This is a genomic window from Agrococcus sp. AC640b (genome assembly GCF_979255995.1).
Window position 1 is genome coordinate 74693 of record NZ_CEEDMM010000005.1, and the last position, 14671, is coordinate 89363.

General features: G+C 73.1%; 17 protein-coding genes. 12 read left to right on the forward strand and 5 right to left on the reverse strand.

Features of this window, described 5'->3' with window-relative positions; translation table 11 throughout:
• Positions 1–3: 3 nt before the first annotated feature.
• The 7 genes from ACZ6H8_RS03345 (at position 4) to ACZ6H8_RS03375 (ending at position 7134) form a co-directional block, all read left to right on the forward strand.
• A complete protein-coding gene (locus tag ACZ6H8_RS03345; protein WP_464144442.1) occupies positions 4–1227 on the forward strand; it encodes a glycerate kinase family protein in 1224 nt (407 codons plus the stop codon).
• A 9-nt stretch (positions 1228–1236) separates the two neighbouring features.
• Positions 1237–2169 (forward strand): YdcF family protein, encoded by a 933-nt coding sequence (locus tag ACZ6H8_RS03350; protein WP_464144445.1) that lies wholly within the window; start codon positions 1237–1239, stop codon positions 2167–2169.
• Positions 2170–2218: 49 nt separating this feature from the next.
• Positions 2219–3262, forward strand: a complete 1044-nt coding sequence (locus tag ACZ6H8_RS03355) for a YdcF family protein (protein ID WP_464144447.1) — start codon at positions 2219–2221, stop codon at positions 3260–3262.
• Between the two features lie 85 nt (positions 3263–3347).
• Positions 3348–3647 (forward strand): Asp-tRNA(Asn)/Glu-tRNA(Gln) amidotransferase subunit GatC, encoded by a 300-nt coding sequence (gatC, locus tag ACZ6H8_RS03360; protein ID WP_464144448.1) that lies wholly within the window; start codon positions 3348–3350, stop codon positions 3645–3647.
• Positions 3644–5155, forward strand: a complete 1512-nt coding sequence (gene gatA / locus ACZ6H8_RS03365; protein ID WP_464144450.1) for an Asp-tRNA(Asn)/Glu-tRNA(Gln) amidotransferase subunit GatA — start codon at positions 3644–3646, stop codon at positions 5153–5155. Before gatC ends, gatA begins: the two co-directional genes overlap by 4 nt.
• Positions 5152–6663, forward strand: a complete 1512-nt coding sequence (gene gatB, locus ACZ6H8_RS03370) for an Asp-tRNA(Asn)/Glu-tRNA(Gln) amidotransferase subunit GatB (protein WP_464144452.1) — start codon at positions 5152–5154, stop codon at positions 6661–6663. Before gatA ends, gatB begins: the two co-directional genes overlap by 4 nt.
• 195 nt (positions 6664–6858) lie before the next feature.
• Positions 6859–7134: a GlsB/YeaQ/YmgE family stress response membrane protein gene (locus ACZ6H8_RS03375; RefSeq protein ID WP_144718482.1), complete on the forward strand. Its 276-nt coding sequence runs from the start codon at positions 6859–6861 to the stop codon at positions 7132–7134.
• A 60-nt stretch (positions 7135–7194) separates the two neighbouring features.
• Here ACZ6H8_RS03375 and ACZ6H8_RS03380 read toward each other — a convergent pair whose 3' ends face one another.
• Positions 7195–8100, reverse strand: coding sequence for an LLM class F420-dependent oxidoreductase (locus ACZ6H8_RS03380; RefSeq protein ID WP_464144453.1), 906 nt, complete (start codon positions 8098–8100; stop codon positions 7195–7197).
• Positions 8101–8158: 58 nt separating this feature from the next.
• Between ACZ6H8_RS03380 and ACZ6H8_RS03385 the strand changes: the two genes are divergently transcribed.
• Entirely contained in the window at positions 8159–9190 is a 1032-nt protein-coding gene (locus ACZ6H8_RS03385) for an LLM class F420-dependent oxidoreductase (RefSeq protein ID WP_464144456.1), read from the forward strand.
• 9 nt (positions 9191–9199) lie between these two features.
• Here ACZ6H8_RS03385 and ACZ6H8_RS03390 read toward each other — a convergent pair whose 3' ends face one another.
• Positions 9200–9577 (reverse strand): hypothetical protein, encoded by a 378-nt coding sequence (locus ACZ6H8_RS03390; RefSeq protein WP_464144457.1) that lies wholly within the window; start codon positions 9575–9577, stop codon positions 9200–9202.
• 107 nt (positions 9578–9684) lie between these two features.
• Here ACZ6H8_RS03390 and ACZ6H8_RS03395 point away from each other — a divergent pair, with 107 nt between their 5' ends.
• Together ACZ6H8_RS03395 and ACZ6H8_RS03400 are read left to right on the forward strand one after the other, a co-directional pair.
• Complete coding sequence (locus ACZ6H8_RS03395; protein WP_464144527.1) at positions 9685–10521, forward strand: DUF3097 family protein; 837 nt, start codon at positions 9685–9687, stop codon at positions 10519–10521.
• Positions 10522–10555: 34 nt separating this feature from the next.
• Positions 10556–11815, forward strand: a complete 1260-nt coding sequence (locus tag ACZ6H8_RS03400) for an MFS transporter (RefSeq protein ID WP_464144461.1) — start codon at positions 10556–10558, stop codon at positions 11813–11815.
• 8 nt (positions 11816–11823) lie between these two features.
• Here the strand turns inward: ACZ6H8_RS03400 and ACZ6H8_RS03405 are convergent, their stop codons facing one another.
• Positions 11824–12735, reverse strand: coding sequence for a cation diffusion facilitator family transporter (locus tag ACZ6H8_RS03405; RefSeq protein ID WP_464144464.1), 912 nt, complete (start codon positions 12733–12735; stop codon positions 11824–11826).
• Entirely contained in the window at positions 12735–13052 is a 318-nt protein-coding gene (locus ACZ6H8_RS03410; RefSeq protein WP_464144467.1) for an ArsR/SmtB family transcription factor, read from the reverse strand. The genes ACZ6H8_RS03405 and ACZ6H8_RS03410 overlap by 1 nt, the downstream gene beginning before the upstream one ends.
• Positions 13053–13177: 125 nt before the next feature.
• On the opposite strand from ACZ6H8_RS03410, the gene ACZ6H8_RS03415 reads away from it, so the two are divergent.
• Together ACZ6H8_RS03415 and ACZ6H8_RS03420 are read left to right on the forward strand one after the other, a co-directional pair.
• Positions 13178–13660: a hypothetical protein gene (locus tag ACZ6H8_RS03415; RefSeq protein ID WP_464144468.1), complete on the forward strand. Its 483-nt coding sequence runs from the start codon at positions 13178–13180 to the stop codon at positions 13658–13660.
• A gap of 4 nt (positions 13661–13664) precedes the next feature.
• On the forward strand, positions 13665–13868 hold the full coding sequence (locus ACZ6H8_RS03420; protein WP_464144471.1) for a helix-turn-helix transcriptional regulator: 204 nt from the start codon (positions 13665–13667) through the stop codon (positions 13866–13868).
• 34 nt (positions 13869–13902) lie between these two features.
• Here ACZ6H8_RS03420 and ACZ6H8_RS03425 read toward each other — a convergent pair whose 3' ends face one another.
• The gene (locus ACZ6H8_RS03425; RefSeq protein ID WP_464144473.1) at positions 13903–14661 is read right to left on the reverse strand and encodes an SGNH/GDSL hydrolase family protein; all 759 of its coding nucleotides are present in this window, start codon (positions 14659–14661) and stop codon (positions 13903–13905) included.
• Between the last annotated feature and the right edge of the window lie 10 nt (positions 14662–14671).

Below are 14671 nucleotides of genomic sequence, written 5' to 3' on the forward strand. Positions count from 1 at the left end.
ACCATGCCCGCAACCCCCACCGTGCTCGTCGCACCCAGCGGCTTCAAGGAGTCGCTCGATGCCGCCGTCGTCGCCGACGCGATCGCAGCGGGCGTGCGCCGCGTGCTGCCTGACGCGCGCGTGCGCTGCATGCCGCTCGTCGACGGCGGCGAGGGCACCGCGGCGGCGCTCGTCGCCGCGACGGGCGGCCGCATCGTCCGCCGCACGGTCGTCGGACCCGTCGGCGAGCCCGTCGAGAGCCACCTCGGCATGCTGGGCGACGGCACGACGGCAGTCGTCGAGATGGCTGCTGCGGCTGGCCTGCGACTCGTGCCGCGCGATCGGCGCAACCCGATGCGCACGACGACGTTCGGCGTCGGCGAGCTCATCCTCGCGGCGCTCGACGAGGGGGCGACGCGCATCCTCGTCGGCTGCGGCGACTCGGGCACCTCCGACGGCGGAGCCGGCGCGCTGCAGGCGCTCGGGGCGCGGCTGCTCGACGAGGACGGTCGTGAGCTCGGGCTCGGCGCTCGGGCGCTGCGCGACCTCGCGTCCATCGACCTCGCCGGGCTCGATGCGCGGCTCGCCGAGACCACGATGACGGTCGCGTGCAACCCCACGAACGTCCTCACCGGTCCACGCGGCGTGGCACGCGTCTTCGGCCCGCAGAAGGGCGCGAGCCCCAAGCAGGTCGACCGGCTCGCGAAGACCCTCAAGCACTGGGCGCGCACCCTCGAGCACGACGTGCCGGCCGCCGCCGACCTCGACCTGCGGCACGGCCTGGGCACGGGAGCGTCCGGGGGCCTCGGCGCAGGCCTCGCCGCGATCGGCGCCGCGCTGCGCCCACGCTTCGAGGTGCTGCTCGACCAGGTCGACCTCGACGGCGCCGTCGCGGCCGCCGACCTCGTCATCACGGCAGAGGGGTCCATCGATGCGCAGACGCCACGCGGCAAGGTGCCGGCCGAGGTCGCCAGGCGCGCCAAGGCGGCGGGGGTGCCCGTGCTGGCGCTCGCAGGCACGATCGGCGCCGACGCCGACTGCGTGCACGCGATCGGCATCGACGCCGTGCAGGGCATCCTGCCCTCGCCCATGGCGCTCGACGAGGCATGCGAGCGCGGCGCCGAGCTCGTGGCCGACGGTGCCGAGCGCGCGGTGCGCACGATGCTGCTGGGCGCGAGCATCGCTTGCGTGCTCGCCGACCCCGCGCACGCGCAGGAGTCCGCGAGGGAGCACGCCGTCGCCGCGTAGGCTGCCAGCGTGCTGGGGCGACGCTTCGAGATCGCGGGCGTCGCGGTCGTCGTCGCCGTGCTCGCCGTCGCCATCCCCGTCGGCGTGCACGGCGGATGGGCGGGCGTCGCCGACGCAGCCGTCTGGATCGCCGCCGTCGCGACCGTGCCGACGCTCGGGCTCGCAGGAGCCGCCCACCTCGTCGCGATGCGCCGCATGCAGCGGGTGAAGACGCACGACCTGCTCATCGCGGCCACCGGGCTGCTGGCGACGGCGGTCGTCCTCGTCGCCGCCGCGCTCGCAGCGCAGCAGCCGATGCTCGCGACGGCGCTGCTGCACTGCTGCTGGCCGGCGTGGGTGCTCGGTCTCGCGTTCGCCGCCTACCTGCTGCACGCCGCCGCCTCCCGGCCCCTCGAGCCCGGCATGGTGCCCCGCACGATCGTCGTGCTCGGCGGCGCGCTCCAGGGCAGGCTCGTCGGACCGCTGCTGCGTCGCCGCGTCGAGCGCGCCGCGACGCGGTGGCACGAGCTCGGCGACCGGACCGTGCGCATCGTCGTCTCCGGCGGTCAGGGCGCCGACGAGCCGCGCAGCGAGGCGGAGGCGATGGCCGAGCACCTCGTGGAGGCGTGCGGCGTGCCCGCATCCGCCATCGACCTGGAGGACCGCTCCACGTCGACGGAGGAGAACCTCGCACTCACCCGCGCGACGCTCGCCTCGACCGAGCCGTGGCTCGTCGTCACGAGCGAGTACCACGTGCCGCGCACGCGCGTGCTGCTGCGCAGGCTCGGCATCCGCGGCGACGCGACGGACTCCTGGTCGAGCCCCGTGTACCGTCCAGGCGCGCTCGTGCGCGAGCTCGCCGCGACCGTCCGCCCCGCGCGCGGCACGATGCTGGCGCTCGGGGCGCTCGCGGTCGGCATGACGATCGTCGGCGTCGCCCGCACAGCCTCCCTCGTCGCCTGAGCCGCCTCGTCGCCTGAGCCGCCTCGCCGCCTGCACGTAGGATCGGAGGATGCCCGGGCCCTTGACGCTCGCGTTCGCGATCATCGGCATCGTGCTCGCAGCACGCGACCCACGGCGCCTCCTGCCTGGCGTGCTGCTGACGCTCGCGATCACCTCGCTCGCGACGACGCTCGCGTCGTCGCTCGTGACGACGCTCGTCGGCGTCGGAGGGCTCCTCGGCCTCGACGAGCAGACCACGCTCCTCGGGCAGGCGCTGCTGCTCATCGGCGTCCCGGCGCTGGCGGGCCTCGCGCTCGGCGTCGCGCTCGTCGTCAACGGCGTGCTCATGCTGCTGCGCGAGCGCCGCTCGCCCGCGCATCTGCTGTCGCTCGTCGCAGGCGTCGCGATCGTCGCGCTCTACGCGCTCGGATTCGTGACGATCACGGGCGAGCTCGCAGGCATCGCCGTCGTCGCCCTGCTGCTCGCGGCCCCCATCGGCTATCTCGGCATCGTGCTCGTCGCGTACCTCGCGTGGTCGTTCGTCTACGCGCGGCTCGCGCGCCGCGCCCCCGTCGCGGCAGCCGTCGTCGTGCTGGGCGCCGGCCTCGTGCGCGGCGAGGTGTCGCCGTTGCTCGCCGCTCGCGTCGCCCGCGGCGTCGACCTCGCGCGGGTCGACGAGCGCACGCTCCTCGTGCTCTCGGGAGGGCAGGGGGCCGATGAGCCGCGCAGCGAGGCAGCCGCGATGGCAGACCATGCCGAGTCGCTCGGCGTCTCGCGCGAGCGACTCGTGCTCGAGGAGTCGTCGACGACGACCGAGGAGAACCTGCGCCTCACCAGGTCGCTGCTCGACGACCGTGGGCTCCAGGGCCCCGTCACGGTCGTCACGAGCGACTACCACGCGTTCCGTGCTGCGACGCTGCTGCGCGCGCTCGGCATGCGCGGTCATGCGCGCGGCGCGCGCACGGCCCGCTACTACCTGCCGAGCGCCCTGCTGCGCGAGTACGTCGCGCTGCTGCGCGACCACGCCCGCGTGCACGCCGCGTTCCTCGCCATCGCGCTGCTGCCGTTCCTGGCGTTCCTGGCGTTCACGCTCGTGCGCACCGTCGGCGGCTGACGCCGCCGACCGCCGGCGCAGCGCGGCCGACTGCCTCCCGGCGTCCGTAGGATGGACGCATCCGTCGACACCGCATGGGAGCCGCATGTCCGACATCACCCGCGAGCAGGTCGAGCACCTCGCCGGCCTCGCGCGCATCGCCCTCACCGACGAGGAGGTCGAGAGCCTGACGACCGAGCTCTCGGCCATCGTCGACGCCATCGCGAAGGTCTCCGAGGCCGTCGGTCCCGACGTGCCCGCGACGAGCCACCCCGTGCCGCTCGCGAACGTGTCGCGCGCCGACGTGGAGGGCGAGACGCTCACGCTCGAGGAGGTCTTCGCAGGCGCGCCCGGCCACGACGGCGAGCGCTTCCGCGTCTCGGCGATCCTGGGGGAGGAGCAGTGACCGACCTCACGCGCATCACGGGCGCCGAGCTCGCAGGCCTCCTCGCATCGGGCGAGGTGTCGAGCGTCGAGGCGACGCAGGCCCACCTCGACCGCATCGCCGAGGTCGACGGCGACGTGCATGCCTTCCTGCACGTCAACGCCGGCGCGCTCGGCGACGCCCGCCGCATCGACGAGCGCCGCGCAGCGGGCGAGACGCTGCACGAGCTGGCGGGCGCGCCCGTCGCGATCAAGGACGTGCTGTGCACGATCGGCATGCCGTCGACGTCGGGATCGCGCATCCTCGAGGGCTGGGTGCCGCCCTACGACGCGACGCCCGTGCAGCGGCTCAAGGCAGCAGGCCTCGTCGCGCTCGGCAAGACGAACATGGACGAGTTCGCGATGGGCTCGTCGACCGAGCACTCCGCGTACGGTCCCACGCGCAACCCCTGGGACCTCGAGCGCATCCCCGGCGGCTCCGGCGGCGGGTCCGCGGCTGCGGTCGCCGCGTTCGAGGCGCCCTTCGCGCTCGGCAGCGACACCGGCGGGTCGATCCGACAGCCCGCAGCCGTCACCGGCTCCGTCGGCGTGAAGCCCACCTACGGCGGCGTGAGCCGCTACGGCGCCATCGCGCTCGCGTCGAGCCTCGACCAGGTCGGCCCCGTGTCGCGCACCGTGCTCGACTCGGCGCTCGTGCACGACGTCATCGGCGGCCACGACCCGCACGACTCGACGTCGCTCGAGCGCGAGTGGCCGTCGTTCGCCGCTGCGGCGCGCGAGGGTGCGGCTGCAGGCTCGCTCGCAGGCCTGCGGGTCGGCGTCATCCGAGAGCTCGACGCCGAGGGCATCGCGCCCGACGTGGCAGCGCGCTTCCACGAGACCGTCCGCCTCATCGAGTCCGCAGGCGGCGAGGTCGTCGAGGTGTCGATGCCGAGCGTCGAGTACGCCGTCGCCGCCTACTACCTCATCCTGCCCGCCGAGGCGTCGTCGAACCTCGCACGCTTCGACTCGGTGCGCTTCGGCCTGCGCGTCGAGCAGCCGGGGCAGACGGTCGAGCACGTCATGGCCGCATCGCGCGAGGCCGGATTCGGCCCCGAGGTCAAGCGCCGCATCATCCTCGGCACCTACGCGCTGTCGGCCGGCTACTACGACGCCTACTACGGCTCGGCGCAGCAGGTGCGCACCCTCATCCAGCGCGACTTCGACGCCGCGTTCGCGCAGGCGGACGTGCTCGTGAGCCCTGCGGCGCCGACGACGGCGTTCCGGTTCGGCGAGAAGATCGACGACCCGCTGGCGATGTACGCCAACGACATCACGACGATCCCCGCGAACCTCGCAGGCATCCCCGGCATGTCGATCCCCATGGGCCTCGGCGACGACGGCCTGCCCGTCGGCCTGCAGCTGCTCGCGCCGCTGTTCGAGGACGTGCGGCTCTACCGTGCCGGCGCGACGATCGAGGCGCTGCTCGCCCAGCAGTGGGGTGGCATCCTCGCCCACCAGGCACCGGCACTCACGCAAGGAGCACGATGAAGGACCGCCTCATGGACTTCGACGAGGCCCTCGAGCGGTACGAGCCCGTGCTCGGCTTCGAGGTGCACGTCGAGCTCGGCACGCGCACGAAGATGTTCTCCGCAGCGCCGAACCCCGCGCACCCCGATCACCACGACGCCCCGCCGAACACGCTCGTCGACCCGCTGAGCCTCGGCCTGCCCGGCAGCCTGCCCGTCGTCAACGCGCAGGCCGTCCGGTACTCGATCTCGCTCGGCCTCGCGCTCGGCTGCGAGATCGCCGAGTCGAGCCGCTTCGCGCGCAAGAACTACTACTACCCGGACACCCCGAAGAACTACCAGATCTCGCAGTACGACGAGCCGATCGCCTTCGAGGGCTCCGTCGAGATCCAGCTCGCCGACGGTCGCCTGCTCGACATCCCCATCGAGCGCGCGCACATGGAGGAGGACGCGGGCAAGCTCACGCACGTCGGCGGCTCCACCGGCCGCATCCAGGGGGCGTCGTCGTCGCTCGTCGACTACAACCGTGCGGGCGTGCCGCTCGTCGAGATCGTGACGAAGCCCATCGTGGGCGCCGAGCACGCCGCGCCGGAGATCGCGAAGGCGTACGTCGCCACCATCCGCGACATCGTGCTGTCGCTCGGCATCTCCGAGGCGCGCATGGAGCGCGGCAACCTGCGCTGCGACGCGAACGTCTCGCTGCGCCCGCGCGGCCAGGAGCGCTTCGGCACCCGCACCGAGACGAAGAACGTCAACTCGCTGCGCTCCGTGGAGCGTGCCGTGCGCTACGAGATCCAGCGCCAGGCTGCGATCCTCGCCGCAGGCGGCACCATCCGCCAGGAGACGCGCCACTGGCATGAGGACACGGGCACGACGAGCCCTGGGCGGCCGAAGTCCGACGCCGACGACTACCGCTACTTCCCCGAGCCCGACCTGCTGCCGGTGCAGCCGACGCGCGAGCTCGTCGAGGAGCTGCGCGCCGAGCTGCCAGAGCAGCCGGCCGTGCGCAGGCGCCGCCTGCAGTCCGACTGGGGCTTCACCGACCTCGAGCTGCAGGACGTCGTGAACGCCGGGCTGCTCGCCACCATCGAGGCGACGGTCGCGGCGGGCGCGACGCCCGCGGCCGCCCGCAAGTGGTGGACGGGCGAGCTCGCCCGCGTCGCCAACGAGCGCGGCGCCGAGGCCTCGAGCCTCGTCTCGCCGGCGCACGTCGCCGAGCTGCAGCGGCTCGTCGACGACGGCGTGCTCACCGACCGCCTCGCACGGCAGGCGCTCGAGGGCGTCGTCGCGGGGGAGGGCAGCCCGTCGGAGGTCGCCGCGGCGCGGGGGCTGCAGGTCGTCACCGACGAGTCGGCGCTCGTCGCTGCGGTCGACGAGGCGCTCGCGGCGCAGCCGGACGTGCTCGCGAAGATCCGCGACGGCAAGGTGCAGGCCGCAGGCGCCGTCATCGGCGCCGTCATGAAGGCGATGCGCGGACAGGCCGATGCTGCACGCGTGCGCGAGATCGTGCTGGAGCGCGCCGGGCAGTAGCAGCGTCGGATGGGATCGGCGACACGCCGTCGATCCCATCCGACTCGCGCCCCCGTCGCGAACCACTCTTTCTGCCGTTCGTCAAGGCCCAATCCTCAGATCGTCATAGGTTCTGCCAAGGTGCGAGGCTGTGAGGCAAGGGGCAACCCCAGCGCGGCCCACGAGGCCGCGCCATGAAACGGAAGGAACGCACCTATGGGCATCATCGGTTGGATCGTCCTCGGCCTCGTGGCCGGAGCCATCGCCAAGCTGATCCTCCCCGGCAAGCAGGGTGGCGGCTGGATCATCACCCTCGTGCTCGGCGTGGTCGGAGCGCTCCTCGGAGGCTTCATCGGCTCGGCCGTGTTCGGCGTGGGCCTCGAGGGCTTCTTCGACATCACCACGTGGCTGCTGGCCATCGGTGGCGCGATCATCGTGCTGCTGATCTACGGCCTCATCACGCGAGGCAGCCGCGGTAAGACGCGCGCCTGATCGAACGTACCGAAGGGGGTCGACCGTCACGGTCGGCCCCCTTCGTCGTGCGTCAGGTGCTCAGGCGAGCGCAGCCAGCTCGTCGACGTGGTCGAGGTCCGTGATGTCGAGGCACTGCAGGTAGACCCGCTCGGCACCCATCGCGCGGACCTGCGCGAGACGGTCGGCAGCCTCGGCCGGCGTGCCGGCGATGCCGTGCTCGCGCAGCTCGGCGGGCTCGCGTCCGATGGCCGCCGCTCGACGCACGAAGGCCTCCTCGGTCGAGCCGACGCATGCCACGAGCGCGACCGAGTACGTCATGGGCGCGGTGCGACCGCACTCCTCGACGGCGTCGCGCACGCGAGAGAACGTCGCCTCGATGGTGTCGAGCTCTGGGAACGGGATGTTGAACTCCGTGGCGTGGCGCGCGGCGATCGCGGGCGTGCGCCGCGGGCCCTGGCCGCCGACGATCACCGGCACCTGCTGCTGCACCGGCTTGGGCAGCGCGGGGGAGTCGCGCAGCCGGTAGTGGTCGCCCTCGTACGAGAAGGTCTCGCCTGGCGGCGTCTGCCACAGGCCCGTCACGACCGCGAGCTGCTCCTCGAGCAGGTCGAAGCGTCGTGCGGGGAACGGGATGCCGTAGGCCTCGTGCTCCTGCTCGAACCATCCCGTGCCGAGGCCGAGCTCGACGCGGCCGGCTGACATCGCGTCGACGTTCGCGACCTGGATCGCGAGGATGCCCGGTGGGCGGTACGTGACCGACGAGACGAGCGTGCCGAGCCGGATGGTCGAGGTGTCGCGAGCGAGCCCTGCGAGCGACGTCCACGCGTCCGTCGGGCCGTATCCGGGGTCGCCGTCGCCCATCCGCATGTAGTGGTCGGAGCGGAAGAAGGCGTCGAAGCCCGCGGACTCGGCGCGCAGCGCGATGGCGAGCAGGTCGTCGTACGAGGCGCCCTGCTGGGGCTCGGTGAAGATGCGGAGCGTCATGCCGTCGAGCCTAGGCGTGCCCCGCGCCGCCGCCGTGTCGCGGCCGTACGCTGGTGCGATGGAGTTCGGCTACTCGCTCGGCTACTGGCGCCAGGGTCCGCCGCCGCACGCGCTCGAGACGATCCAGGCCGCTGAGCGGCTCGGATTCGACTCGGTGTGGACGGCGGAGGCGTACGGCTCGGATGCGTTCACGCCCCTGGCGTGGTGGGGGGCGGGGACCTCGACCATCCAGCTGGCGACGGGCATCGCGCAGCTCTCGGCACGCACGCCCGCCGCGACGGCGATGCAGGCGATGACGCTCGACCACCTCTCGGGGGGTCGCGTCATCCTCGGCATCGGCGCCTCCGGGCCGCAGGTCGTCGAGGGCTGGTACGGCCAGCCCTATCCGCGGCCGCTCGCTCGCACGCGCGAGTACGTCGCGATCCTGCGCAGCATCATGGCGAGGCAGGGCGCCGTGTCGGCGCCCGGTCCGCAGCTGCCGCTGCCGCTGACCGGGGAGGGCACGACGGGGCTCGGCAAGCCGCTGCAGTCGACCCTGCATCCCGCCAGGCCCCACCTGCCCATCCACCTGGCCGCCGAGGGCCCCAAGAACACGGCGCTCGCGGCCGAGATCGCCGACGGCTGGCTGCCGTTCCTGCTCTCGCCCGCGCTCGACGCCGAGGCGCGCAGCAACCTCGAGGAGGGCTTCGCGAAGCGCGACGCGTCGCTGCCGCCCGCATCGGACTTCGAGGTGTCGCTGCCCGTGCCCGTCGTCGTCGACGACGACGTCGAGGCCGCCGCCGATCGGGTGCGCCCCATGATCGCGCTGTACGTGGGCGGCATGGGCGCCAAGGGGCAGAACTTCCACCTCGACGCCGTCGCAAGGCTCGGCTACGAGGCCGAGTGCGACGTCATCCAGGAGCGCTACCTCGCAGGCGACAAGGCGGGCGCGATCGCCGCCGTGCCCACGCGCCTCGTCGAGGAGATCGGGCTCGTCGGTCCGCTGCCGAAGCTGCGCGACGACCTGCAGCGGTGGGAGTCGACGGTCGTCACCCGCATGCTCGTGCAGGGCGACGTCGCGGCGCTCGAGGCCGTCGCCGCGCTGCGCTGAGCCCGAAGGTCAGGAGCGGCTGCTCGGCACGGCCTGCACCTCGCCGAGGTCATGCCGGACCGCGACGAGCATGTGCGTCCCCCGGGCGAACCTCGGCGCCTCGAGCAGCGTCGTCATCATGCGGCGCTCGGTGGCGACGAACGGCGCGGCTCCTGCTGGCTCGACGCGGTAGGAGACGTCGTACGCCCAGCGGCCGCCGTGACCCCAGCCGAGATGCGTGCGCTCGACGACGGTCGCGGGCATGGTCGGTGCGCCGCGGAAGCGCTCCTCGACCATCGTGCGCCTGCGATGCCCGCGCCGCAGGAGCAGGACGAGCACGGTCGCGACCGCGCCGAGCAGCACGACGTTCGCGACGACGATGCCCACGATGACGACGGGTTCCGACATCGCAGCAGGCTAGTGCTCGCAGCCGTGCACCACCTGGAGCGGACGAGGCCCCTGCGGTGTTGCGCCGCCGGCTCGCTGCGTCGTCCGCGTAGCATCGTCCGGTGCAGATGGATTGGGACGCCTGGGGCGGCGACGTGCTCTCGCCCGAGTCGAAGGCGGCGCGCGCGCCGAAGGCGCCCGCGAAGGTCGGCGCGAGCCGCGACCTCGTCGTGGAGACCCACGAGGGATTCGTCGGGGCCGTCGTCGGCATCGAGGCCGGCCACGTGCGGCTCGAGGATCGACGGGGCAAGGTGCGGCTGTTCCCGCTCGGGCACGGCTTCCTCGTCGACGGCGAGCCGGTGGAGCTCACGAAGCCGCTCGCCGCGGCGACGCAGGCGCCGACCCGCACGGCATCCGGCTCCCGCGCGGTCGTCGACCACCGTGCGCGCGTCGCGCTGCCGAGCCGCATCCTCGTCGAGGGCACCCACGATGCCGAGCTCGTCGAGAAGGTGTGGGGGCACGATCTGCGCGTCGAGGGCGTCGCCGTCGAGCCGCTCGGCGGCATCGACGACCTCGCGGGCCTCGTCGCCGAGCATCGGCCGAGCGCCGAGCGACGCCTCGGCATCCTCGTCGACCACCTCGTGCCTGGCTCGAAGGAGTCCCGCATCGCCGCCGAGGTCGCGCGCGGCCCGCACGCGAGGTTCGTGCGCATCGTCGGCCACCCGTACATCGACGTGTGGCAGGCCGTGAAGCCCGCGCGCGTCGGTCTCGAGCGGTGGCCGGACGTGCCGCGCAGCGAGGACTGGAAGCGCGGCACCCTCGAGCGCCTCGGCCTGCCCCACGAGGATCAGGCGGACGTCGCCCGCGGCTGGCAGCGCATCCTGAGCCGCGTGCGCGACTGGAACGATCTCGAGCCCGCGCTGCTCGGCCGCGTCGAGGAGCTCATCGACTTCGTCACCGCCTGACGCGCGCGAGCGGCGATGGGTGCATGCTGAGCACGTGCATCCCGAGCGTGCGCCCGCGGTCGCCGCGACGACCCCGCGCTCCATCCAGGCGACCTACCTCGCGCTGACGGCCTCGACGACGCTCGCGACGAGCATGATCTGGGGGATCAACACGATCTTCCTGCTCGACGCGGGGCTGTCGAACCTCGAGGCGTTCGCCGCGAACGCCTGCTACACCGTCGGGCTCCTGCTGTTCGAGATCCCCACGGGCGTCGTCGCCGACCTGCGCGGTCGTCGGCTGTCGTTCCTGCTGGGCTCGGCGGTGCTCGCAGCCTCGACCGCACTGTACGTGCTGCTGTGGGTGTGGCAGTCGCCCTTCTGGGCGTGGGCGGCGGCGTCGGTGCTGCTGGGCTTCGGCTACACGTTCTTCTCGGGCGCGATGGAGGCGTGGGTCGTCGACGCGCTGCGGTCGGCTGGCTACGAGGGCGAGCTCGACGGCGTGTTCGGCCGCGCGCAGGCGGCGACGGGCGTCGCGATGCTCGTCGGCAGCGTGCTCGGAGGCGTGCTCGCGCAGCTCGTGGGGCTGTGGCTGCCGTTCGCGCTGCGGTCGGCGCTGCTCGTGGCGAGCCTCGTCGCCGCGGCGATCTGGATGCACGACCTGGGATTCTCGCCCGTGCGAGCCCGCGCGGGTGCGGCGATGCGCGACCTGCTGCGCGTCTCGGTCGACGTGGGTCTGCGCGATGGCAGGCTGCGGTGGCTCATGCTCGCGGGGCCGTTCGTCGGCGGCTCGATGGGGTACGTGTTCTACGCGGCGCAGCCGTACCTGCTCGAGCTCTACGGCGACCCGCGGGCGTACGCGCTCGCCGGCATCGTCGCGGCGCTCGTCGCGGGCGCGCAGATCGTCGGCGGGCTGCTCGCCGCGCCGTTGCGACGCGTCGTGCGCCTGCGCACGTCGGTCATGCTCGTCGCGCTCGCCGTGTCGAGCGTGGCGCTCGTCGTCGCGGGGCTCGTCGCGTCGTTCTGGGTCGCGGTGGCGATGCTCGCGGTGTGGGGCCTCGCGCTGTCGGCGCTCATGCCGGTGCGCCGCGCGTACCTCAACGCGTGCATCCCGTCGCAGCAGCGGGCGACGGTGCTGTCGTTCGACTCGCTGCTGGGCAGCGTCGGCGGGTTCGTGCAGCCGGCGTTCGGGCGCGCGGCCGACATTCAGGGCTACGGCGTCACGATCGTGGCCTCTGCCGTGCTGCAGACGCTCGCCATCCCGTTCGTCGTCGCGACGCGGCTGCGGCGCGACCCGATCGACGCGGGGGAGGCGTAACCCGCCGGCTACGCGTGCGCCTGACGGTCGCTGTGGCTCACGGGCTCGACCTGGATCGTCGAGTGCTCGACGTCGAAGTGCTCGGCGATGCACGTCTGCACGTCGGCGAGGATCGCGGCGCCGTGGCCGTCGCGGAAGCAGCCGTCGGCGACGACGACGTGCGCGGTGAGCACGGGCAGCCCCGTCGCGATCTGCGACGCGTGCAGGTCGTGCACCGCCGTGACGTGCTCGAGCTCGAGGATGTGGCTGCGCACGGCGTCGAGGTCGACGGCCTCAGGCGTCTCCTCCAGCAGGATGCGGCTCGAGGCGCGCAGCAGCACGAACGCGCGGGGGATGATGAGGCACGCGACGACCATCGCCGCGATGGCGTCGGCCTGCAGGAAGCCCGTGAGGGCGATGACGATCGCCGAGACGATGACGGCGACGGAGCCGAGCGCGTCGTTGACGACCTCGAGGAACGCGGCGCGCAGGTTGAGGTTCGCATCGCGCGACGACACGAGCACGAGGATCGCGATGACGTTCGCGACGAGGCCGAGGATGCCGAACAGCAGCAGCGGGCCGCCCTCGACCTCGGGCGGGTCGAGCACGCGGCGCACGCCCTCGATGAGCGCGAAGACGCCGATCGCGAGCAGGATGCCCGCCTGCGCCGCAGCGCTCAGCACCTCCGCGCGGGCGAAGCCCCACGTGCGACGCGACGTCGGCGGTCGCAGGGCGAGCGTCGCAGCGACGAGCGACAGCGCGAGGCCGCCGGCGTCGGTGAGCATGTGCCCGGTGTCGACGAGCAGCGACAGCGATCCCGTGACGACGGCGCCGACGGCCTGGATGACGAGCACGCTCGCCGTGATGCCGAAGGCGATCGCGAGGCGACGGCGGTTCGCGATCGCGCCGTGCGCGTGGCCGTGCTCGTGTCCGGCGCCCATCAGGCTGCTCCGTGACGGTGGTCGGCGTCGCCGTCGACGCGGGCGGCGAGCGCCGCGGCGGCGTCGAGCAGCACGGTGACCTCGTCGGCGGCGACGATCGAGTACCAGGATGCTCGGCCCTCGGGCCTCGAGGTCACGAGCCCGCAGTCGCGCAGGCACGCGAGGTGGGCGCTCACCGTCGACTGCGCGAGGTGCAGGTGGTCGGTGAGGTCGCGCACGCGGTGCTCGCCCTCCATGAGGTGGGTGAGCAGTCGGATGCGCCCCGGGTCCGAGAGCGCGTGCAGCACGGTCGCGACCCGCGTCCGATCCATCGTCATGCGACGATGATAGCGCCTGTCGACGATTCTCGGGCATCGCCCCCTGGTCGTCGGCGCCTTGCGTGAAGCACGCTTGACATGTCATGCTCGCTTGACGTCAAGCACACTAGACATTGGAGGCGACGATGGAACTGCGCGATCACTCGGCCGACGAGCACGCGAGCGACCCCCGCAGCCGCTGGGGCACGCTGCGGGGCAGCGGCGCATCGACCCTCTGGGTCGCGATCCCCGTCGCGATCGTCCTGGCTGCCGGCATCGGCGTGCTCGTGACGCTCACGGGCGTCGCCGGTCCGCGTCCCGTCATCGGCGGGATCGCCTTCGCGTTCGTCACCGTCTGGCCCTGCTTCGGCCTCGCATGGGCGCTCGTCGTCGATCGCGAGACGCTGCACGGTGCCGTCGACCGCCCCGAGGAGTCGGTCGAGTCGCAGTGGTACGACGCCGCTGCCAGCAAGGCGTTCACAGACGTGCTGCTCGTCGTCGGCCTGGGCACCACCGTCGTCGCGTTCGGCGGCCTCGAGCCGCCAGCGGTCGTCGTGCTGCCTGCGGTCATCGTGGTCGCCATGGTCGCCTTCGGCGTGCGCTACCTGCTCGTCAGGACGAGGGGCTGACGGCGTGCGCAACGAGCTGCCGGCGCTGCGACGCGAGCGCGGCTGGTCGCAGCAGCGGCTCGCCGACGAGCTCGGGGTCTCGCGGCAGACGATCATCTCCATCGAACGCGGCCGCTTCGACCCGTCGCTGCCGCTCGCGTTCCGCCTCGCCCGCACGTTCGACCGTGCGATCGAGGACATCTTCGACGACGCGAGCGGGGTGGGCTGAGCGGCTCCTGCCGAGCAGACGCTGCCGTCGCTCGTCAGGCGAGCGGCTCCACCACGACGGGGAACGCGATCTTCGCCGTGCGGCCGTCGCCGGACGACCTGCCCGTCAGGCGGCGCCCGATCCAGGGCATCACATGCGTGCGGTAGTAGGCGGCGTCGCGGCGACCCTCCGCCGTCGTCGCCGGCACGAGGTCGCGCCACGCCGCGGGCGCCTCGTGATCGAGTGCGCGCAGGAACGTCGTCGCGGCCCGCGCGTGGCCTGCGGCGTTGAGGTGCAGGCGGTCGTCGGTCCAGAATCGTCCGTGCCGCAGCTCGACGTCGGTCCAGTTGTCGACGAACGGCACGTCGAGATCGACCGACCATGCGCGCACCGCGTCGCGCAGCGCGTCGCCGCGACGGCCCATGAGCCCGCCGCCCGCCATGACGCCGGAGGGGTTCGCCCCCGAGACCATCACGGGCGTGATGCCCGCGTCGAGGATGCGGTGCACGGCCTGCTCGAGTCGCCCGCTGACCCAGTCGATCGTGACGCGCGGGCGCAGGATGTCGTTGCCGCCGCCGTTGATGGACACGTGCGAGGGCCGCAGCGCGATCGCGGCGTCGAGCTGCTCGTCGAGGATCCTGCCGAGCTTGCGGCCGCGCACGGCGAGGTTCGCGTACTCGATGGGCGCTCCCTGCGCCGTCGCGAGGCCGACGGCGGCCAGGTCGCCCCAGCCGCGCACGGTGCCGTCCGGCTGGTCGTCGCCGTAGCCCTCCGTGAACGAGTCGCCGATCGTCACGAGCCGAGAGACATGCACGTCACCAGGC